The sequence below is a fragment of the Nitrosospira sp. CT genome, assembly GCF_059489795.1.
Map to the genome: position 1 here is coordinate 111,218 of NZ_JCAHZJ010000043.1, position 21,584 is coordinate 132,801.

Consider the following 21,584-nt stretch of genomic DNA (forward strand, 5'->3'; position numbering starts at 1 on the left):
TGCTGATCAATATAGAACAGAGTTAATTATGCGCCAGACTTCTCAATCGCGCTATCCTCAGCGCGGCAGGCGGGTGAGAATCATAAAATGTCGAGTGCAGAGGATCCGGCGTAAGTGTCGAGGCATTGTCCTGATAAAGTTTCAGGAGCGCGCGCACGAGATCGGCTGCGGAAGCATTGTGCGCGGCATACTCATCCGCTTCAAACTCGTGTTTGCGCGAGTACAGGCTTGCCAGTGGCTGAAACAGGAAAGTGAACACAGGCATTATCAGGAAAAACAGCAGTAACGCCATCCCTGTGGAGGGCACTGTCGCAACCGGGACGCCCAATCCCTGGTAAAACCAGTCCTGTTGCATCAGGTAGCCAAGCCCCCAGAGAAACAGCAGACTCATAGCGAATGTCCAGGCAATGCGCTTTATGACATGGTGACGCCTGAAATGCCCTAACTCGTGTGCCAGCACCGCTTCAATTTCCTGTGCATCCAGCCGGGACAGCAGGGTATCGAAGAAGACAATCCTTTTTGTTTTGCCGAATCCTGTGAAATAGGCGTTGCCATGATTGCTGCGGCGCGATCCATCCATCACGAAAAGACCGCTGGACTTGAAACCGCATTTCCGCATCAGCTCTTCAATCCGCGTCTTCAAAGAAACATCGTCCAGCGGAGTGAATTTGTTGAAGAGAGGAGCGATCCAGGTAGGGAAGATCGCTAGCACCAGCAAGTTGAAGATCACCCATGCCAGCCAGACATAAAACCACCAGTATTCACCCATTTTTTCCATCAACCACAGGACGCCAAGCAGCAGCGGCATGCCCAGCACGATTCCCAGGGTAAACCGCTTTGCCAGATCAAGGAAGAACATGCGCGGATTCATTTTGTTGAAGCCGAACTGCTCTTCTATTACGAAGGTGCGATAGTAACTCAGGGGTACGCCGACTACGCTCGTCAGGAACATGACGCTTGCGATAAGCGCCACCCCGTGCATCAACGGATCGTTCGTCCAATTCGATACAGCGGTATAGAGAGCGTTCAGCCCGCCTCCGAGGGTGAGTATCAACAGCAGCACAACATCGAGCAGGATACTGACATATCCGAGACGGGTTTTCGCGCAGGTATAGTCGGCTGCTTTCTGGTGCGCCTTCAATGATATCTGTGACGAAAAATCCTGCGGAACCTGATCGCGATGTGAAATGACGTGGTCGATGTGCCGTTTCGCTAGCCATATTCGCGTAAGAAAAGTGACGGTCAGGACGGTAAGAAAAATGATGGTGAAAATAGACATGTGCAAGTGAAAGTTGTACTGCTCCAAATCAGGATTTATGGTTGAAGGATGACTGATCAATAGCGATATGACACAATTACATGTCGAAAATTCAGAGCGATTCAATTATGACACAAGACAATGGCCGTCTCATCTGGATCGATATGGAAATGAGCGGACTCAGACCAGACAGTGACCGCATACTCGAAATCGCTCTGGTCGTAACGGATTCATGGTTGGATATTCTTGCAGAAGCCCCCGTGCTGGTCTTGTCGCAATCTGAATCGGTGCTCGATGGAATGGATAGCTGGAACAAATCCACGCATGCGAAATCGGGCCTGGTGGCAAAGGTGCAGGCATCCGGGCTGACGGAAACCGAAGTGGAAGCACGTATGATTGCTTTTCTTCAAGAACATATTTCTGCCGGGGTTTCGCCAATGTGCGGCAATTCGATCTGCCAGGATCGGCGTTTTCTGGCCCGCTGGATGCCTCGGCTGGAAGCCTATTTCCATTACCGGAACCTCGACGTAAGCACCTTGAAGGAACTGGCAAAGCGCTGGAAACCAGAAATTCTGGCCGGTGTGACAAAACAGTGCAAGCATGAAGCGCTGTCGGATATATACGACTCCATTGCGGAGCTGAAATATTACCGTGAACATTTCATGCAGGCGGTAGAGCCCTGAGCCGGATCGATATAAAAAACCCGGGATCAGCCGACTATTTCCGTACCCCATTTTTCAACCTCTCAGGGAAGATTGAGCATGTCGAAAGGTACCTTGTTTACCATTGCTGTCACCCCGAAGATACCGCCCCGGCTGGCACGCCTGGAAGATCTTGCCAACGATCTGTGGTACAGCTGGGATCGAGCCACGCGCTCGCTGTTCTCACGTCTCGATCCGGCCCTGTGGGGAGCCGTCGGACATAACCCGAAAGCTTTCCTCAAGCGTGTGGATGAAACGCTGCTGCTCAAGGCAGCCGAAGATCAGGTTTTTCTGGCCAATTACAACAGCATAGTGTCCGCTTATGACTACTATCATTCGGAGACGTTGTGGAATGGCATTAATACGAGCCTGAACCCGAGCGACAAGATCGCCTATTTCTGTTTCGAATTCGGTTTTCATGAGAGTTTCCCGATTTATTCGGGAGGACTTGGCATTCTGGCGGGTGATCACTGCAAGGCAGCCAGCGACTTGCGCCTGCCATTGATCGGCATCGGCTTGCTCTACCGTCAGGGATATTTTTTCCAGACGATCGATAACCAGGGGAACCAGCAGGTCATTTACGCTGATTCGGATTTTTCGGATTTGCCTGTTGCGCCAGTCCTGCGGCAGGATGGATCTGAAGTACGAATAGAAGTGGAGTTGTTGCAACGCCGGGTAGCGGTAAAGGTCTGGCGGGCAAAAATAGGACATGTAAGCCTGTATCTGCTGGACACGGACCTGCCTGAAAACTCGGTGGGCGATCGCGACATCACGCATCAGCTCTATGGGGGCGACAGAGTGATGCGCATCGAGCAGGAAATCATACTTGGTGTGGGCGGGATCCGCGCACTACGGGAAATGGGTATCGAGCCGACGGTATGGCACATCAACGAAGGCCACGCAGCTTTCATGATGCTGGAGCGCATTCGCGGCCATGTGCAGCAGGGCCTGGATTTTCCCGCAGCACTCGAAGCCGTAGCTGCAAGCACCGTATTTACAACCCATACCGCAGTGCCCGCCGGGCACGATCATTTCAGTGATGACTTGATCAACGCCTATTTTGAGCCGTTCTATCGTGATCTCCATATTACTCGTGAGGACTTTATCGGGCTTGGCCGTGTCCCGGGCAGTGACGATTTCAACATGACCGATCTCGCCATCCACGCCTCACGCTATCAGAATGGCGTAAGCAAGATCCACGGGAATGTCTCTGCGCGTATCTGCAAGGAGGTGTGGCCGCAGATCGAGCCGGAAGAAAATCCGATGTCATACATCACGAACGGGGTGCATGTTCCCACGTTTCTCGCACAGGAATGGGCCGACCTGTTCGACCGCTACCTGGGATACGAGTGGCGTAATAACATGTGCGAGACGGAATACTGGTCGCGCATCGACACCATTCCTGATCATCTGTTCTGGAGTGTCCGCCAAACTCTGAAATCACAGATGTTCTATGGCATACGCGCGCGCCTCACCACGCAGAATACCCGCAATCATGGTTCTGAAGCACATATTGACCGGCTTCTGCGCTTCACCGATCCTATCAACCCGAACATTCTGACACTTGGCTTTGGTCGGCGCTTTGCCACCTATAAACGCGCGACCCTGCTATTCGAGGATCTCGATTGGCTGCGCAGAATCATGCTCCACCAGGAACGACCGGTGATGATCGTCTTTGCCGGAAAAGCGCATCCTGCGGATGTGCCTGGACAGGATCTGATCCGGAGAGTGAGTGAAGTTGCACGAATGCCCGAATTCGAAGGCCAGATTTTCCTGGTCGAAGACTATGATCTCCGCCTTGCCCGCCGTCTGGTGGCCGGTGTGGACGTATGGATCAACAGTCCCGTGTATCCGTTGGAGGCGAGCGGAACCTCGGGCATGAAGGCAGGCATCAACGGAACAATCAACCTGAGCGTCCTTGATGGGTGGTGGGGGGAAGGCTATGACGGAAAGAATGGCTGGGCTATCAAGCCGGGGCCCGAGAATATGGATGTAGTGCGTCGCGACAAGGAGGAAAGCAAGGATTTTTATGAAACGCTGCAGGACCATGTGGCTCCCCTTTACTATAACCGCGATAAGCTGGGCTATTCTTCGGGCTGGGTAAAGATGGCCAAGAATTCGATGAAGTCGCTGCTGCCGCGTTACAACGCCACCCGCATGGTGACTGAATACACTACAAAGTTTTACCTGCCGGCAAAAAAGCAGGGTGCGCTTTACGCGGCGGATGACTTCAGCAACGCAAGAAAGATAGCGGCCTGGAAAGCATTCGTAAGAAAAGCGTGGCCAGGCGTTGGAATTCGGCGGCTGGTTACGCCCTCTGGCCAGATCAGTTTCGGCGAGGCAGTGGATTTTCGTGTCGCAGTGAGGCTAAACGGGCTCCAACCGGAGGATGTAGTGGTCGAACTGATGATTTGTCGTCGATTGAAAAAGACTACGCTATGCTCGTTCAAGCATGTCCGCTTCGAGTTCAGCGGTATCGAGGAAGAATCGGCCGAGCACCTGTTCGAACTGGATCATACGCCCGACTTGTGCGGCAAGCTGGACTACTATATCCGGGTTTATCCGTATCATGCTTTGCTGACCCATCCATTCGAAATGGGGATGATGGTGTGGCTGTAGGTTTCCTCCATCTGCCTTTGTCTTCTCTACCCGCCTCTGTCCGTTGCGGACCTGGGGCTTGCGTTGGCGCCTATCGTTTCTGGTTGAGCAGCGACAGGTAGATTTTCTGGTAGTCGGCTGCGCTGGCACGCCAGCTGAAATCCTGCGCCATACCGTTTCGCATCAAACGACGCCACACCGATTTGTCACGATACGCCGCAACAGTCCTCTCCAATGCGTCCAGAAAGGCCTCGGGCGTCAGTTCATGAAATACGAAACCCGTGGCGGTTCCATCAGCCAGGCTCTCCGGCGTGCAGTCAACGACGGTATCGAGCAGGCCGCCTGTCCCATGGACGAGGGGAGGAGTGCCGTAGCACTGGCTGTACATCTGATTCAGGCCGCAAGGTTCGAACCTCGATGGCATCAGGAAGCTGTCAACCCCTGCCTCTATCAGATGCGCCAGTTTTTCGTCAAAACCGATACGTACCGCCATTTTTCCGGGATGATTTCTTGCCATCCGCATCAGCTCCTGCTCCAGCATCGTTTCGCCACTCCCTAAAATAGCGAGTTGCCCCGGTATGCCAATCAGTTGTGTGACGATCCGCAAAAGCAGATCATAGCCTTTCTGATAAGTGAGGCGACTCACCGCGCCAAACAGCGGAACATCAGGATCGACGGTAAGCCCCAGTTGCCGTTGCAGCACGGTCTTGTTGATGACTTTGCCGGATAGATCCTCCATCGAATAGTTTTGCTCGAGATGGGGATCATGGAGAGGATTCCACTCATCGGAGATGCCGTTCACGATGCCCGTGATGCGTTCGTGCCGCAGGGAGAGCAGTCCTTCCATGCCAAAACCGAGAGGCGGCACCTGAATCTCCCTCGCATAAGTCGGGCTTACAGTGACGATGTGGTCGCAATAGTAGAGTCCAGCCTTGAGGAAAGACATGCCTCCATAGTATTCCACCCCTTCGGGATGGAAGCTGGTCTGAGGCAATCCCAGCTGAGACACAGTCTCGGGGGAAAATACCCCCTGAAAAGCGAGGTTATGAATTACCATCAGAGACGCTGCCTTCGTCCCCTCATGGAAATGGAGATAGGCAGGTACCAAGCCGCTTTGCCAGTCATTGCAATGAACAACGTTTGGATGCCAGTCCAGAGGGCTGGCATCACTTGCCAGAATGGCGCCAATTTTTGAGAGAAGACCAAAGCGTATCGCATTATCAGGCCAGTTGTGTCCCTGGGCGTCGGTGTAGGGGCCTCCGTCACGCCAGTAGAGGTCCGGGCAATCAATAATGAACAGGGGAACATTGCCAGAAGTGCCGAATGGCAGTTTTGCCGACAGCAGCGTTGCTGCCGGAAATGAGGATTGAGCGGCAAACTCCGCTATCTTCTGCTTGTTTTTCAATCCGTTGAGCACTTGGGGATAGCCCGGAATGAGTATGCGCACGTCTGCTCCAAGCTCGCTCAAGGCCGTGGGCAAGGCAGCGCTCACCTCACCCAGCCCCCCGGTTTTGTTAAGAGGGTGAATCTCGGGCGTGATGAACAGAACGTCGAGGTGCGGATGTGATCGCGCAGGAGTCATGAGTTTTTCCGTTTATTGTTCATTATCATATGGGAGCCGGGGTTAACTGGGCAGGAGCATAGGCATAACGCCACGTGGCGCTCGCATGCCGAAGTGCGTTTTGATTATTGCCGCGGCATTATTGTGGCTACGGACTTATCCGGAGGACCAACCTGCTCCCTTATCCGTCGGTGGTGGTTGCAGGCAGATCAGTATGAACGAAAATGAGCCCGGCAAGCGGGGGCAGGGTGATAACAATTGAATCCGCCCGTTCCATCGAAGGTTGGGCCGTTGTGCGGATACTTCCCAGGTTACCGAGATCGCTGCCTCCATAGTAACGAGAATCGCTGTTGAAGATTTCCTGATAGCTCCCCGCCGTGGGCACACTGATGCGGTAACGGCTGCGTGGAACCGGCGTAAAATTGAGTACCACCAGAGCAAACGAACCGTTCCGTGCAAAACGCAGATAACTAATCACGGAGTTGTCCGCGTCGTGACAATCCACCCATGAAAAGCCTTCCGGCTCAAAATCACGTTGATGCAGTGCGGCAACGGCACTGTACAGTTGATTGAGGTCGCGCACTGCCATTTTTACTCCCTGATGCCAACCATCGGCCAACTGATACCAGTCGAGTTCGCGTGATGAATTCCACTCCCGCCCTTGGGCAAATTCATTCCCCATGAAATTGAGTTTTTTCCCGGGATATGTCATCTGATAGGTAAACAGCAGGCGCAGGTTGGCGAATTTTTGCCATGCATCTCCCGGCATCTTGCCCAGGAGCGAACCTTTGCCGTGAACGACTTCATCATGGGAGAACGGCAGCACAAAGTTTTCGCTGTATGCGTACAACTGGCCGAACGTCAACTGCTCGTGATGGAAACGCCGGTAGACCGGATCATTGCGCATATACACTAGGGTGTCGTTCATCCAGCCCATGTTCCACTTCATGGAAAAACCCAGGCCGCCGACGTAAGTCGGCCGGGATACACCCGGCCATGCAGTGGATTCCTCGGCAAGTGTCAGCGCCCCCGGGAATTCCTGGTGCACCATGATATTCAGTTCCCGAAGAAAATCGATGGCTTCCAGATTCTCCCTGCCACCATATCTGTTCGGCAGCCATTCGTCCGGCAGTCGCGAATAGTCGAGATAGAGCATGGAAGCGACAGCATCGACACGCAGTCCGTCAAGATGAAATTCCGATAGCCAGTAGTGGGCGCTGGAAAGGAGAAACGATTTCACCTCATTGCGCCCGTAGTTGAAAATGTGCGTGCCCCAGTCCTGATGCAGGCCCAGGCGGGGATCCTCATGTTCATATAGGGCACTCCCATCGAATCGGGCCAGGGCGAAAGCATCCTGCGGGAAGTGCGCGGGGACCCAGTCCAGGATTACGCCGATTCCCTCCTGATGACAGGCGTTGATGAAAAATTTCAGATCATCCGACGTGCCGTAGCGGCTGGTTGCGGCAAAATAACCTGTCGTTTGATAACCCCAGGATTCATCCAGGGGGTGCTCCGAAATGGGGAGCAACTCGATATGTGTATACCCCATTTCCCGCACATACGGGATCACATGAGCGGCCAGTTCCCGGTATGAATAGAAACTTCCATCCGCGTGCCGTTTCCATGACCCAGCATGAATTTCATAGATATTGAGCGGAGTGGCAAGCCAATCCCATCCTGCGCGCTGCGCCATCCACTGCGTGTCGTTCCACGCCATCTTGCTGTGGGGCGGGGTACGGGCGGCAGTGCCGGGGCGTACTTCATAATGGCGCGCATAAGGATCCGTTTTGAGAAGGATCGCGCCGGTATCACGATTCCGGATTTCATATTTATAAAATGAATCCGTCGGCACCCCGGGGATGAACAATTCCCATACTCCACTCTGACCATGGGAGGTCATCGGGTGGATACGCCCATCCCAGCGGTTAAAGCTTCCCACCACACTGACGCGTTCCGCATTCGGCGCCCAGACGGAAAAACGAACTCCTGCAACCCCTTCCATTTCCACCACATGAGAGCCGAGCGTCCTGTAAGCCTGATGCAAGCGGCCTTCGTTGAACAGATACAGGTCATGTTCCGAAACTTGCGGAGGGAACGCATAGGCGTCATAAGTATCGTACACACGTGCTGGTGCTTCGAAGGAAGCCTCTTCGATGCGTAGCTGATAAGGCCGGGGCGGCGGTATAAGCCCCCACCATTCAAAAATTCCCGCAGGGTGGACTCTTGTCATGCTTTCGAAACCGCCGCCTGTATCAATCCAGAGGCTTGCAGCATGAGGATGGAAGGCGCGCACCACCCAATGCTCATGTTCCGCATGGGCGCCAAGGAAGCTGAAAGGATCGTGCAGGCGCCCGGCCAGCAGGGCATGCAGCCGGTGGTCTCCCTTGATGGAGGAACGCTGTATTGTAAGATGTGGTTGCATGTATCGATTATAGCGTGGGATAGCCTGGGATAGCGATGGCGGAACTGCATACGAACAGGACCGATTTACGGGAGCTCGCCGGGATCGCCTGGATACGCCAACGATCTCGTCAATTACTAAGGTTTTCTTACAGCCACGTAAATAACCCGCCACTGAAGTGGGGGCTTTATTGTGAAACATGGATACTGCCAGCCACATTTCCAGCATAACGCGTATTTACATCGCCCTTGGCAAGACAGCAGTCCTGCCAATCCGGGCAAGGTTTCGACTTGCATTCAAGTCGGCGTGCGCCTGGAGACCACACGAACACTCGAAACGATGCCTGGCGAGTTTGCCAATGCCGCCACACCCCGAACACGTTCGGCTGGTATAGGCGGGGTTGAGGTATCGATCGCAATTCCTGCCGCACTGGCCTTGTACTCGACAAAGGTTTGCAATTGGCGGAAAGCCAGCGGTGCAGTCTGCCGCGCACACCCTTTTCCCCGCCTTGATTCTGGCGCGAATGTGGGTCAAGTCCTCCATCGTTATCCTGGCGATGCCAGCGGCGATAGCCGCATGGAGGATGGTCTTGCTCGTTTCGTGATTGACGTGCTTCACGCGCCGCGCCTCCTTGCCAGAGACCTGCAGGAGTTTCCCAAACTGGGCTGCGTCAGCGGGGCAATTGTCCGGCTTCGCGGATTTCGACGGATGATCTCTTTTTAATCATCAGTACATAAGTAGGAGAGAACGTTGTCGTCCTGCTCCAGCATTTCTTCCAGGTGTGCCGCGTTCTCTTCTTTTACGTCGATAAACGCCAGATCATGCTTACCGTTGTAGTGCTGCACCGCATCTCGCCACGAGCCCTCACATGCAAGGGCGAGCGCGTTGACTGCAAACGACCCCCTGTTGGCGAAGATGATTTTGTAGCTTCTGGTTGCTGCCACTTTATTTCTCCTCTTGATTTGGCCTGGTTAATCGGTTGCTGCATGATTCACACTACACAGGAACATTGTTCCTGTTCCCAAGGGGAAAGAGGGAAAGAGGGATATTTTTTAGGAGTGAAGATGTTCAAAATCCTCACGCTAATAGTTATCCTTGCTCTATCAGGATGTGCGGAAAAGCCGTGATCCAGGCTCAGGTACGCTATTAAAAAAATCGCGGCCCATACGTGCACGGCCTAGTGCCATCGGACTATCAAGCGAACCGGCAATGCTGGAATCCGTCCGCTCCCCACAATAATTCGTTTCGCTATTTTAGCCCGTTCCGCAATGACTTTGGCAACCTCAGGCTTTGGCTTGGGTGGGCGGGCCATAAGAGGAACAGGTGGGGAAGAAACAGCCTGGCGCAAACAAGGCGTCTGCGCTTCCTTCAATTTAGCTGCAGAAAACTGCTGCAACTGCAATAATATAGTGGTAAAAGAGTCGTCCATGCGACAATTCAAGGGAGATCTGAATGAAATTGCCGGCTGACTTGCGCTCTTATAGCCAGATCACACGTAATTCGATAGCAATGATACTGGCTGGTGGCCGCGGCACCCGGCTGCGGCAGCTGACCGACTGGCGGGCAAAACCCGCGGTTCCTTTCGGCGGCAAATTCCGCATCATTGATTTTCCTCTTTCAAATTGCGTGAATTCTGGTATTCGCCGCATTGGTGTCGCAACCCAATACAAGGCGCAAAGCCTGATTAGCCATATCCAGCAAGGATGGGGATTTCTTGACGGACGGTTTCAGGAATTCATCGAACTGTTGCCGGCACAGCAGAGAACTGAAGAAAGCTGGTACCAGGGAACAGCGGATGCCGTATATCAGAATATCGACATCCTGCGAAGTCATAATCCGGACTATGTACTGATCCTGGGGGGCGATCACGTCTACAAGATGGATTATGCCAAATTGCTGGCCGATCACATTGCAAAATCGGCCGAGATGACTATTGCCTGTATTGATCTTCCTCTGGAGGAGGCGAGCGCTTTCGGAGTCATGAGTGTAATCAAGGACGGAAGGGTGACAGGTTTCAACGAAAAACCTTCAGTTCCCACAGCGGTGCCAGGTCGTCCGGGGTATGCACTTGTCAGCATGGGAATATACGTTTTCAACGCTGAATTTCTTTTCGATCAGTTGATACGTGATCACGACGATCCAAACTCGTCGCATGATTTCGGCAAGGATCTGATCCCGCATCTTGTTCCACGGAGCCGTGTATTCACCCACCGCTTCTCGGACAGTTGTGTGAATATGGTTTCTGGCGTACCGTATTGGCGCGACGTGGGCACAGTCGATGCGTATTGGGAGGCCAATCTCGACCTGGTTCAGGTGACGCCCGATCTGAACCTGTATGATCAGGACTGGCCGATCTGGACGCACCAGGAGCAACTGCCTCCAGCCAAATTTGTCTTTGATAATGATGACCGGCGGGGACAGGCGCTGGATTCCATGGTTTCCGGGGGCTGCATTATCAGCGGGGCAACGGTGCGCCGCTCGCTGCTGTTTTCCAATGTGCAGGTGCGCAGTTACAGCAGCCTTGAAGACTCGGTGATATTGCCGAACGTGGATGTAGGTCGAAACGCCCGGTTGAGGCGGGTAGTGGTCGACAAGAACTGCATCATTCCTCCCGGTCTGGAGGTGGGATTTGATCCGGTGGAAGACAGAAAGCGTTTTTATGTGACGGAAACGGGTGTTACGCTTGTCACTCCCGAAATGCTGGGGCAAAAGATACATTATGTAAGATAATAGAAACGGATCGGATCTGAATAAGGTTGATTAAACAGGTGTACGAGATATGCAACCAGTACAATTAGTCTTGCTGTGGCATATGCATCAGCCGGATTATCGCAATTACGAGACCGGGGAATTCATGCTGCCATGGGTATACCTGCACGCGATCAAGGATTACAGCGATATGGCCGCTCACCTTGAGGCCCACCCCCGTATGAAGGCAGTGGTCAATTTCGTACCAGTGCTGCTGGATCAGCTCGAGGACTATGCCACCCAGTTTGCTTCCGGAGAGATCCGGGATCCGCTGTTGCGATTGCTGGCCACTCCCAGTCTGGATGACGTTTCTCAGGAAGATCGGTTACATGCCTTCGACAGCTGTTTTCGCAGCAATCATCTGACCATGATGCAGCCGTATCCTGCATACAAACGCCTGTACGACATCCATGAAATGTTGAGGGAATACGGGGACGGGGAACTGGCCTATCTTTCCGGCCAGTATCTTGCTGATCTGCTGGTCTGGTATCACCTGGCCTGGACGGGTGAAAGCGTGCGGCGAAGCAGTGAGGTAGTGATCCAGTTGATGACGCAGGCGAAGGGTTTCAGTTATGCAGACCGGATGCAGTTGCTCGATGTGATTGGAGAGGTTGTGCAGAGGTTGATTCCTCGTTATCGCAAGCTGGTGGAATCAGGGCAGATCGAGCTTTCCACCACACCGCATTACCATCCGCTCGCACCCTTGCTGATCGATTTTTCATCCGCTCGCGAGAGCATGCCAGGTTCGGCTCTGCCGGCCGAGCCAGTTTATCCGGGAGGGCGAAGCCGTGTCGCATCCCAACTGGTTTCCGCCATTGAAAGCCATGCCGTGCGCTTTGGCGCAAGACCCGAGGGGGTATGGCCTGCGGAAGGAGCCGTATCAGCACCGCTACTTGAGATACTGGGTGAAAAAGGTTGCAAGTGGTCTGCCAGTGGCGAAGGGGTGCTGGCAAACAGTCTGCATCACTCCTATCCGGGCGAGCCTCTGCCGGAGAGGAGTCGCTTTCTTTACCGGCCATATCGGGTTGACGGAAAAGCAGGCGATGTCATTTGCTTCTTCCGGGACGAGAAATTGTCGGACATGATCGGTTTCGAGTATGCCAAGTGGTTTGGCCGGGACGCTGCCGAACATCTAGTTCGATCTCTGGAGGAGATCGGGCGTAGCGCATTGCCGGGAGAGAAACCGGTCGTGAGCGTGATTCTCGACGGTGAGAATGCCTGGGAATACTATCCCTACAATGGATATTATTTCCTCAATGATCTGTATGAAATTCTTGAAAACCACTCTTCCATCCATTCTACGACCTATCGCGACTATATCGCAGCCGAGAAAGAGACGGAAGCAGCGCACTTGCCGGTTCTGACGGCGGGCAGCTGGGTGTATGGAACCTTCTCCACCTGGATCGGGGATCGGGACAAGAACCGTGCGTGGGATCTGCTGAGCGCGGCCAAGCAAAGCTATGATCTTGTCATGCAAAGCGGGCGCCTGACTCCCGACGAAAGAGAGAAAGCGGAGCGGCAGCTTGCATCCTGTGAAAGTTCCGACTGGTTCTGGTGGTTGGGGGACTATAATCCGCCTTATGCGGTATCGAGCTTCGACCAGTTATTTCGCGACAATCTTGCCAATCTTTATGTCCTGCTGAAACTGCCTGTACCCGCCTCTGTCACTGAGCCCATCAGCCATGGGGGAGGGGTGCATGAAACGAGTGGTGCAATGCGGCGTGCCTCCTAAGGAGCCGCTGAACAAATCCCTCGTAGGCGCGACGGTGGCTTTGCAGGATGAGATGCGCGAAAGTCGACGACGCGAATGGTTGGCCCCCTTCGCTAGGGGCCTGACAAAGCAGATGGCCAGCAAAGCCCCATCCCATCCGGGTTGCAGCAAAATCGGGCGCTCACTTCGTTGCGCTTCTTGGTATCGTAGTCCAAGCTACGACCTTCGTCGCGCGCCTCGTGATCATCCCGATTTTGACAGCACCGCGCTCTGCAGAGGATTTGTTCAGCGGCTCCCTAAGCCCTGCTTTTATTCCTTGTTTCTATTCCTGCTGTAAAGCAAACTGGGGCAAGCCATGTACCCGTCGCCACTTGGACAAAGTGCGCTCCGACATATTCGCGCTCACCCGCTTGATCGAACCGCAGACTCTCCCGAGTCCGACACAGCCCAGTGACAGAGCAGGTGACGCCACAGGGTCTTAAACCCATGATTGCAGTATGGTTCGGAGTCATGGGGCTATAGTGATGTTCATAAAATTTCTGGTAAAATTGCGGATTCTCCAAGAGCTCAGCAAGGATCTGTCATGACTTATGTAGTAACTGAAAGTTGTATCAAATGCAAATACACGGATTGCGTGGACGTGTGTCCAGTGGATTGCTTTCGGGAGGGGCCCAATTTTCTGGTGATTGATCCTGACGAGTGCATCGACTGCACTTTGTGTGTGGCTGAGTGTCCGGTAGAGGCTATTTACTCTGAGGACGATGTACCGGGAACTCAGCAACATTTCATCGCACTCAATGCTGAATTATCCAAATCCTGGAAACCTATCATCGAGAAAAAGGATGCGCTGCCTGATGCCGACGATTGGGCAAAAGTGACGGAAAAGCTGGAAAAGCTGGAACGCTGATTCAATAGCGGTAGCTTGCCGCGGCATGCCTGCCATTCCTCATTCTCTAAAAATTCCTTTCCCCGAAGTTGTTGTAAGCCGTATCGCCGGATTGAAAGCCGGCGATACGGTTGTGACTCCCAACACCCGGCTCGCCCTCACCCTCAGGCGCGAGTTCGATCGAATCCAGGCAGCGCAAGGAATTTCTGCCTGGGCTTCAGCCGACATTCTGCCAGTTTCCGCATTTATCGAGCGCATCTACGAAGATGCGCTTTATTCCACTCATGCGCCTCATCTACCCCAGCTGCTTACCTCTGCACAGGAGCAGCTCTTGTGGGAGGAGGCTGTCGCCCGATCGGCGGGTGCTCCCGTCTTGCTCTCCGTGGCAGAAACCGCACGGTTGGCCCGAGAGGCATGGGTGCTTGCCCATGAGTGGCGGTTGATCCCCCGGCTCGGGAAATTCGTGCTGAACGAGGATTGCAGGGCATTCAGCGCCTGGTCGCGCCGCTATGAAAATGTCACCCGCAAGGCTCGCCAGATCGACCATGCACGTCTTTGCACGCTTGTAACCGGCTTGTGCGGCTCCCCTGGCATCGCAATACCGCAACGCCTGATTTGTTATGGTTTCGACAGCGTCACGCCGCAGTGGACTGCGCTGCTGGCAAAGCTTGAGGAAGCGGGTTGTGAGGTCGATGAGGTGAGAGGAACCACTCCGCCGCCTGTGCAGCGTTTCGAAATGCCGTACTTCGCAAATCGGACTGTGCATCGAGTGGAATGCGACGTCAGCAATGATGAGATTTATGGCGCCGCAGTGTGGGCGCGGGCCCGAATCGAGAGGGATAGCACCGCTCGCATCGGCATAGTGGTTCCACAGCTTTCGGAGTATCGGAGCAGCCTCGTACGGATTTTCAACTCCGTGATGGAACCGGATGTCCGTCAAGCCCTTCCCGGCACACCGCGGCACATGCCATTCAACATATCCCTAGGTGTTGCACTGAGTTCGTATCCGCTGGTACATGCTGTATTCCTTGTGCTTGAGCTCATCCAGGGAGAAATCGAGTTCGAGCGTGCAAGCCTCTTGTTACGATCCCCCTTCCTGGCCGGGGCGGAAGCCGAAATGCTTCCTCGTGCGCAGCTTGATGCAAGACTGCGCAAGCATGTCGAGCCTGTGATCACACTCGACCGCCTGCTTGGACTGGTAAAGCGTGAAAACAACGCAAACTGTCCAGTCCTGGCGGGGCTGTTGTCGGCCTGCGAAAAGTTCTGCAAAAAAATGTCGACGGACAAGCAGCGTCCTTCCTCACTGGCGAGAGCAATTTCCGATATCCTGCGGCTTGTCGGATTTCCGGGTGAAAGAACTCCTGACTCTTCAGAGTACCAGACGCTCAAAAAATGGCAGAACGTCCTATCGGGCTTTGCCCTTCTTGATAACGTTACGACCGGCATGAGCTATCGCCAGGCTGTCTCACATCTGCGCGGGATGGCTGCTGATACCTTGTTTCAGCCAGAGACGCCGGATGTTCCCATCCAGATACTCGGCGTCTTTGAAGCTGCCGGAATGATGTTCGATCATCTCTGGGTAATGGGATTGTCGGATGAGGCCTGGCCGCTGCAACCGCACCCGAATCCGTTCCTGCCGATCGAACTGCAGCGCGCTGAAAGGCTGCCCCTGAGTTCGCCGGCAACCACTCTCGAACTTGCGTCCCGCTTTACCGATGGATGGCTGGCCGCATCCCAGGAAGTTATTCTGAGCCACGCCCGGCATAGCGGGAGCAGCGATACGCGCGAGCTGGCGCCAAGCCCGTTGATCGCACATATTGCTGCCAGCGACATCGAGCTTCCGAACCTGCTTCGCGATTATGTGAAACATCGCGATCTGATCCATCAGGAGCGCCGCCTTGAGCGAATAAAGGATGATCCGGCGCCCAGGATAGTCCATGGCAAAGGAGGAGATGGCAGGGCCCGCGGCGGCGTGGCGGTGATAAAAGACCAGGCCGCCTGTCCATTCCGCGCGTTGGCGCTACATCGTCTTTACGCGGAAGGATTGAAGACGCCTCATTCTGGACTGGATGCGGCAGAGCGCGGCACGCTGGTTCACGAGATGCTTGCCCAGGTATGGGGGCGGATCAGGGACAAAAGCACGCTGGACGCCTTGGCTGAGGAGGAGTTGAAAACGCTGCTGACCAGCGCCGCGGGAGAGGTCATTGCACGCATGAGTGTCAGGCATCCGTACACCTTGTCAGAACGTCTTGTCCGGATAGAGCAGCGGCGGCTGACAAGATTGGCCCGGGAATGGCTCGAGGAAGAGAGGAAGCGAAGTGATTTCACTGTAGTTTCCACCGAGGCCAGAAGGAGCATCGAAATCGCTGGACTCGCCTTGAGCACCCGGCTGGACCGCGTGGATGAGCTCGCCGACGGTCGCCGGATTGTCATCGACTACAAAACACGGGCACCCTCCGTGAACGCGATGCTGGGCGAGCGCCCGGACGAGCCTCAACTGCCGCTCTATCTTGTGGCCGCTGAGGCGGACGCTGCCGCCATTGCCTTTGCACAAGTCAGAACCGGGGAGATGCGATATACCGCGCTTGCGCGCGACACCGATCTTTTGCCGGGCGTAAAGGGGTTTGCGGAATCACGCCACATCGATCGATATGGCTCCTGGGAAGCACTCGTCGCAGCGTGGTTTGATGCTCTTACAAGCGTCGCTGCCGATTTTTCCAGCGGTCATTCACAAGTCGACCCTAAAAAATATCCACAGACCTGCCGCACATGCGATGTTCGTCCCTTGTGCCGTATTTACGAGCGCGCAGCCATGGATTTCACCGAGCAAGGGGAGGAAGAATGAGTAATGCGCTCTCGCTGCAGCAGAATGCATCGAGTGTTCCGCCGGATGAGGCGGAACGGCGCCAAGCTCTCGATCCTGCGTGCTCATTCATTATGCAAGCCCCGGCCGGGTCCGGTAAAACCGGGCTTCTGATTCAACGCTATCTCAAACTGCTGGCTTGCGTCGAAGAACCCGAGGAGGTGGTGGCGATCACGTTCACGCGCAAAGCGGCTGCCGAGATGCGCCAGCGGCTGGTGGCCGCACTGGCCTCCGCCCAGAAGGCGACTCATTCATCCGGAGCTCAGGAAGCCGGGCAGGAAAGCGAACATGAAAAAATGACCCAGACACTGGCTCATGCGGTGCTGCAGCGGGATGCGGAGGCGCGGTGGCACCTTGCTGATCATCCTGCCCGGCTGCGCATTCAAACATTCGATTCGCTGTGTGCATCCCTTACACGCCAGATGCCAGTGCTCTCCGGGTTCGGGGGGCAGCCGGAAACGGTGGATGATGCATTCGATCTATATCTCGAGGCGGCACGCGCCACCCTTGATCTGCTCGATGAGGGCGATGCGATTGCCAGTGATGTTGAGTGCTTGCTGGAGCATCTCGATAACGATATCGGCCGTATAGAAAAACTTCTGGTAGAAATGTTGGCCCTCCGGGACCACTGGTTGCGGCATATTCATGTCAGAGAACGGCATGAGCTGGAAGCGGTATTAAAGAACGCTCGCCGGCAGGCATTGCGGCGCTTGCATGCATTGTGGACATCCCATCCTCTTGCCATGCAGGACGAATTGGTCGCGCTGACAAGATATGCCGGCAGCAACCTGGCGAGCGCCGGGGGCGTGTCAGTTGAATACGAACGGCTCAGTGCGCTCGACACCCTGCCGGGTTGTGAGGAGCAGGATGTTTCCTGCTGGTGCGCCATTTCAGAACTGCTCCTCACCAAAGGAGGGGACTGGCGCAAGCAGCATACCGTCAGGGAAGGTTTTCCACCCGGCGCACTTGGTGCCAAAGCTGAAAAAGAGATTGCAAAATCCTGGAAAGACCGGGCATTACAGCTGATTTCCCGGTTGGCCGCAAATGATGATGATTCGCTTCGCCAGTCGCTGCGCGACATTCGCCTGCTGCCGCCACCTGCTTACACCGAGGGACAGTGGAAAATACTCGGCTCGATTATCCGGCTGCTGCCCTATGCTGTTGCACAGCTGAAGCTCGCATTTCAGCGGCATGATAAGGTGGATTTTAGCGAAGTGGCGCAGGCAGCATTGCGCGCCCTGGGTGATCCCGAGGCGCCGACAGATCTTGCGCTCGCGCTCGATCATCGCATTCGGCATTTATTGATAGATGAGTTTCAGGATACTTCGATCAGCCAGTATGATCTGGTTACAAAACTGACGACAGGATGGGAGCCGGGAGACGGACGCAGTATGTTCGTGGTGGGCGACCCGATGCAGTCCATCTATCGCTTCCGCCAGGCTGAAGTCGGGCTGTTCCTGCGTGCTCGCGCTACCGGATTTGGAAACGTGACACTCAGTCCGGTTTCGCTCTCCGCCAATTTCCGGTCGCAGCGCGGTATCGTGGACTGGGTCAACGCGACGTTCGCAATTGTCATGCCGCAGCGCGAGAATATTTCAACGGGTTCGGTACGCTACTCGCCCTCGGTTGCCGTGCGCACCGCATTGCCGGATGCTGCTGTCAGTGTGCATCCATTCTTCAACGATGATCATGGAGCCGAGGGAGCGAAAGTGGTGGAGATTGTCACGCGCGTGCAGCGTGATGAGGATTGCTCTACGACTGCCATTCTGGTTCGAAATCGCAGCCATCTGGCGGAAATCCTGCCTCGGCTCAAAAAAGCCGGATTACGTTTCCGCGCGATCGAAATCGAAGGGCTGGGCCGGCAGCCGGTAGTGCAGGATCTATTGGTCCTCACCCGTGCGCTGATGCACCCGGCGGACCGACTGGCATGGCTTGCGCTGTTGAGAGCTCCGTGGTGCGGCCTTACGCTGGCAGACCTCCACGCTCTTGTATCGGCTGCTCCTCGTCAATCTGACGAGGCGAGTGTCTCCGACATTGCGCAAGAGAGAGAGGAAAACGCCGGAATCGGCCCCGGCACCGCATGGGAGTGGCTTCAGGATGAAAATCGTATCGCCTCTGTCTCGGCTGATGCCTATGAACGGCTGCTGCGGCTGCGCGATGTATTGAAGGTCTGCATGGCCAATCGGAACCGGCAGTCCCTGCGGGCAACGGTTGAAGCTGCCTGGCTAGCGCTGGGCGGTCCGGCGTGCCTGGAAGATGAGACAGGACTGGAAGACGCTTCAGCCTACCTTGATTATCTTGAGTCGCATGAAGAAGCAGGAAGCATTCGCAGTCTCGCGGCATTGGAAGAAGGATTGACGGGCCTTTCCGCCCTGCCCGATGCGAAAGCGGACGATACCCTGCAAATCATGACCATCCACAAGGCCAAGGGACTGGAGTTCGACTGCGTGATTGTACCCGGCCTCGGCCGCTCGTCGCGTAGCGATGACAAGAAGCTGTTCATGTGGATGGAGCATTTGCGCGATGAATGGCCAGAAACGGAAGCTGAAGAGGAAGGGGAGAGCAGCGGGGGTAATGATCTGTTGCTCGCGCCTATCCAGGAAACCGGTTCCCAGAGCGATCCGATCTATGCGTGGATGGAAAAGCTCGATAACGAGAAGGAATGCCTGGAGGATGGACGACTGCTCTACGTAGCTGCAACACGCGCCAGAAAGCGCCTGCATCTTCTTGGCAGTACTGGCGTTATCAGCAGCAATGAAGGCGGAGTTGAACTCAAACCTCCACCAGCGAAGACTTTGCTGAGCAAAATCTGGCCTGCGGTCGAATCCTTTTATAGGGAGGCTGCAGCAAAAGCGGCTTTTTCGGACCCTCCGTCATGCGGCGGCAATAAAGAGCAGGAGGCGAGAGATAAACCCTTGATCGACCAATCGCTTCGCCGTCTGATATCCCGCTGGGAGCTTCCGCCCGCCCCGCGCGCCCTACAGTGGAAGGCAGGCCAGCCTCCTTTGCCCATCCGGGGGGAAGTCGAATATTCCTGGGCTGGCGAGACGGCCCGGCTTGTCGGCAATATAGTCCACAAATGGCTGCAACGCATTGCCGAGGACGGGCTGGCTGACTGGAACGCCGCTCGAATCACGGAACTGCGGGATATCTTCCGGCGCCAGTTGATTGAATGTGGCGCGATCAGCACGGGTAAGGATGATTCTGATGATGCCGTAAAAAGAGTGATGGCAGCGCTTACTCACACGGTGAGCGAGCCACGCGGGCGCTGGCTGCTGGAATCGCAGCAGGAAGCGCGCAGCGAGTTGCGCATGACCGGTAACATTGCGGGCCAATACATGGATTTCGTGATAGATCGTACTTTTCGCGATGCGGAGGGTCAGCGATGGGTCGTTGACTACAAGACAAGCAGCCATGAAGGCGCTGATGTGGAGGGCTTTCTCGATCGCGAGCAGGAGCGCTATCGCAATCAGCTGGATCGTTACGCTGCACTCATGCAGGCAGCGGAAGGACAGCCGGTAAGGCGAGGACTGTATTTTCCCCTGCTCAAGGGATGGCGGGAATGGGGTGACGAGACTTGAAGGATGAAAAGTAGAACCAACCGTACATTTATTTGCCGAGGTACTCCTGATACGTCCCGAACTATTGGCTATCCCGACAACCCCTACGACACGACCAGTAGGAAGTAAACCATTGGATTTTTATATGCAGGTGAATTTATGCGCTTTCTGATATATGCATTCGGTTTTTTTGCACTGACGGGATGTGTGGCAACTACGGTAGCTCCTCCGGCTGCTGAGCCGCGCCCGGAGATCGAAGGAGGAATCGAAAGGAAGGTTGAAGAGAGAATCGAAAGGCAGGTTGAAGGGAAGATCGAAGAGGAGACAAAAGAGGGAATCGAAAATTTCATCGGCGAAATGGTCGAAAGACACGGCTTTGTCCAGGCTGAACTGGAGGACATTCTTGGGCAGGCGCAGTATCAGGAGGGAATCATCAAAGCCATTTCACAGCCTGCTACCGCAAGGCCGTGGTATGCATACCGGCCTGTCTTCGTCACCCCGAAGCGTATTGCCGCGGGTGTAGCCTTCTGGAACACAAATGCCGCGGACCTGGAGCGTGCCCGCAGGGACTTCGGGATTCCTGAGGAGATCATCGCAGCCGTAATCGGTGTCGAGACTTTTTATGGGACACAAAACGGCAAGCACCGGATACTCGACGCCCTGACTACGCTTGCATTCAACTATCCCCGGCGCGCGGCTTTCTTTCGCGGCGAGCTGGAGCAATATCTCCTGATGGGACGAAACCAGCAGGCTGACCTCCTGAACATCAGGGGTTCTTATGCAGGGGCAATAGGGATTCCGCAATTCATGCCCAGCAGTTACCGGCGGTACGCGGTGGATTTCAATAATGACGGCAAGATCGATTTATCCGGCAGTGCGGCGGATGCAATCGGGAGCGTTGCCAATTACCTGAAGAGCTACGGATGGGAAGCAGACCAACCTATAGTGCTTCCCGCGGTGGTGAATGGCGAAGATTACCGGGAAGTTTTATATTCGGGACACCCCCCGCGCTACACAGTGTCGGAGATTGGACAATGGGGTGTGGCGCCGCGCTGGCATGCTCCCGGTGGCCGGCGGGCCACGCTTGTGGAACTCGAGATGAAGAATGGAAAAGAGTACTGGCTGGCTTTCAATAATTTCCATGTCATTACCCGCTACAACCGCAGCGTAAATTATGCAATGTCAGTGTTGCAGCTGGCGGAAGAGATTCGGGCAGCGCGAGCCTCGAATTTATAGCGGTGAGGAACTCTCGTGCGATTTCTTCTTTTATGTTTTGTAAAGCCTTCTGCTTTCTTCA

13 protein-coding genes are annotated in these 21,584 nt (G+C 54.9%); 8 read left to right on the forward strand and 5 right to left on the reverse strand.

What is annotated here, in order from left to right; all coding sequences use genetic code 11:
* Window positions 1-22: 22 nt before the first annotated feature.
* Window positions 23-1,279 carry a M48 family metallopeptidase gene (locus tag AC52W5_RS07585; RefSeq protein ID WP_495670554.1) on the reverse strand — a complete coding sequence of 419 codons (1,257 nt, stop codon included), beginning with the start codon at window positions 1,277-1,279 and terminating at the stop codon, window positions 23-25.
* Window positions 1,280-1,386: 107 nt separating this feature from the next.
* Between AC52W5_RS07585 and orn the strand changes: the two genes are divergently transcribed.
* Together orn and glgP are read left to right on the forward strand one after the other, a co-directional pair.
* Window positions 1,387-1,941 carry an oligoribonuclease gene (gene orn, locus AC52W5_RS07590; protein WP_495670555.1) on the forward strand — a complete coding sequence of 185 codons (555 nt, stop codon included), beginning with the start codon at window positions 1,387-1,389 and terminating at the stop codon, window positions 1,939-1,941.
* Between the two features lie 78 nt (window positions 1,942-2,019).
* A complete protein-coding gene (glgP, locus tag AC52W5_RS07595) occupies window positions 2,020-4,578 on the forward strand; it encodes an alpha-glucan family phosphorylase (RefSeq protein ID WP_495670556.1) in 2,559 nt (852 codons plus the stop codon).
* A gap of 70 nt (window positions 4,579-4,648) precedes the next feature.
* On the opposite strand, the gene glgA is transcribed toward glgP, so the two are convergent.
* From glgA to AC52W5_RS07615, 4 genes are all read right to left on the reverse strand, one after another.
* A complete protein-coding gene (gene glgA / locus AC52W5_RS07600; RefSeq protein ID WP_495670557.1) occupies window positions 4,649-6,139 on the reverse strand; it encodes a glycogen synthase GlgA in 1,491 nt (496 codons plus the stop codon).
* Between the two features lie 160 nt (window positions 6,140-6,299).
* Window positions 6,300-8,540: a 1,4-alpha-glucan branching protein GlgB gene (glgB, locus tag AC52W5_RS07605; protein ID WP_495670558.1), complete on the reverse strand. Its 2,241-nt coding sequence runs from the start codon at window positions 8,538-8,540 to the stop codon at window positions 6,300-6,302.
* Window positions 8,541-8,756: 216 nt separating this feature from the next.
* Entirely contained in the window at window positions 8,757-9,062 is a 306-nt protein-coding gene (locus tag AC52W5_RS07610; protein WP_495670592.1) for a zinc ribbon domain-containing protein, read from the reverse strand.
* 176 nt (window positions 9,063-9,238) lie between these two features.
* Window positions 9,239-9,463 (reverse strand): hypothetical protein, encoded by a 225-nt coding sequence (locus AC52W5_RS07615; RefSeq protein WP_074972061.1) that lies wholly within the window; start codon window positions 9,461-9,463, stop codon window positions 9,239-9,241.
* Between the two features lie 508 nt (window positions 9,464-9,971).
* On the opposite strand from AC52W5_RS07615, the gene glgC reads away from it, so the two are divergent.
* The 6 genes from glgC (at window position 9,972) to mltB (ending at window position 21,523) form a co-directional block, all read left to right on the forward strand.
* Entirely contained in the window at window positions 9,972-11,249 is a 1,278-nt protein-coding gene (gene glgC / locus AC52W5_RS07620; protein ID WP_074972060.1) for a glucose-1-phosphate adenylyltransferase, read from the forward strand.
* A gap of 49 nt (window positions 11,250-11,298) precedes the next feature.
* Window positions 11,299-12,999: a glycoside hydrolase family 57 protein gene (locus AC52W5_RS07625; protein ID WP_074972058.1), complete on the forward strand. Its 1,701-nt coding sequence runs from the start codon at window positions 11,299-11,301 to the stop codon at window positions 12,997-12,999.
* 562 nt (window positions 13,000-13,561) lie between these two features.
* Window positions 13,562-13,885 carry a ferredoxin FdxA gene (fdxA, locus tag AC52W5_RS07630; protein WP_011380078.1) on the forward strand — a complete coding sequence of 108 codons (324 nt, stop codon included), beginning with the start codon at window positions 13,562-13,564 and terminating at the stop codon, window positions 13,883-13,885.
* A gap of 25 nt (window positions 13,886-13,910) precedes the next feature.
* Window positions 13,911-16,709 carry a PD-(D/E)XK nuclease family protein gene (locus tag AC52W5_RS07635; protein WP_495670559.1) on the forward strand — a complete coding sequence of 933 codons (2,799 nt, stop codon included), beginning with the start codon at window positions 13,911-13,913 and terminating at the stop codon, window positions 16,707-16,709.
* On the forward strand, window positions 16,706-20,308 hold the full coding sequence (locus AC52W5_RS07640) for a UvrD-helicase domain-containing protein (RefSeq protein WP_495670560.1): 3,603 nt from the start codon (window positions 16,706-16,708) through the stop codon (window positions 20,306-20,308). Before AC52W5_RS07635 ends, AC52W5_RS07640 begins: the two co-directional genes overlap by 4 nt.
* 138 nt (window positions 20,309-20,446) lie before the next feature.
* Window positions 20,447-21,523 carry a lytic murein transglycosylase B gene (mltB, locus tag AC52W5_RS07645; RefSeq protein WP_495670561.1) on the forward strand — a complete coding sequence of 359 codons (1,077 nt, stop codon included), beginning with the start codon at window positions 20,447-20,449 and terminating at the stop codon, window positions 21,521-21,523.
* Window positions 21,524-21,584 lie beyond the last annotated feature (61 nt).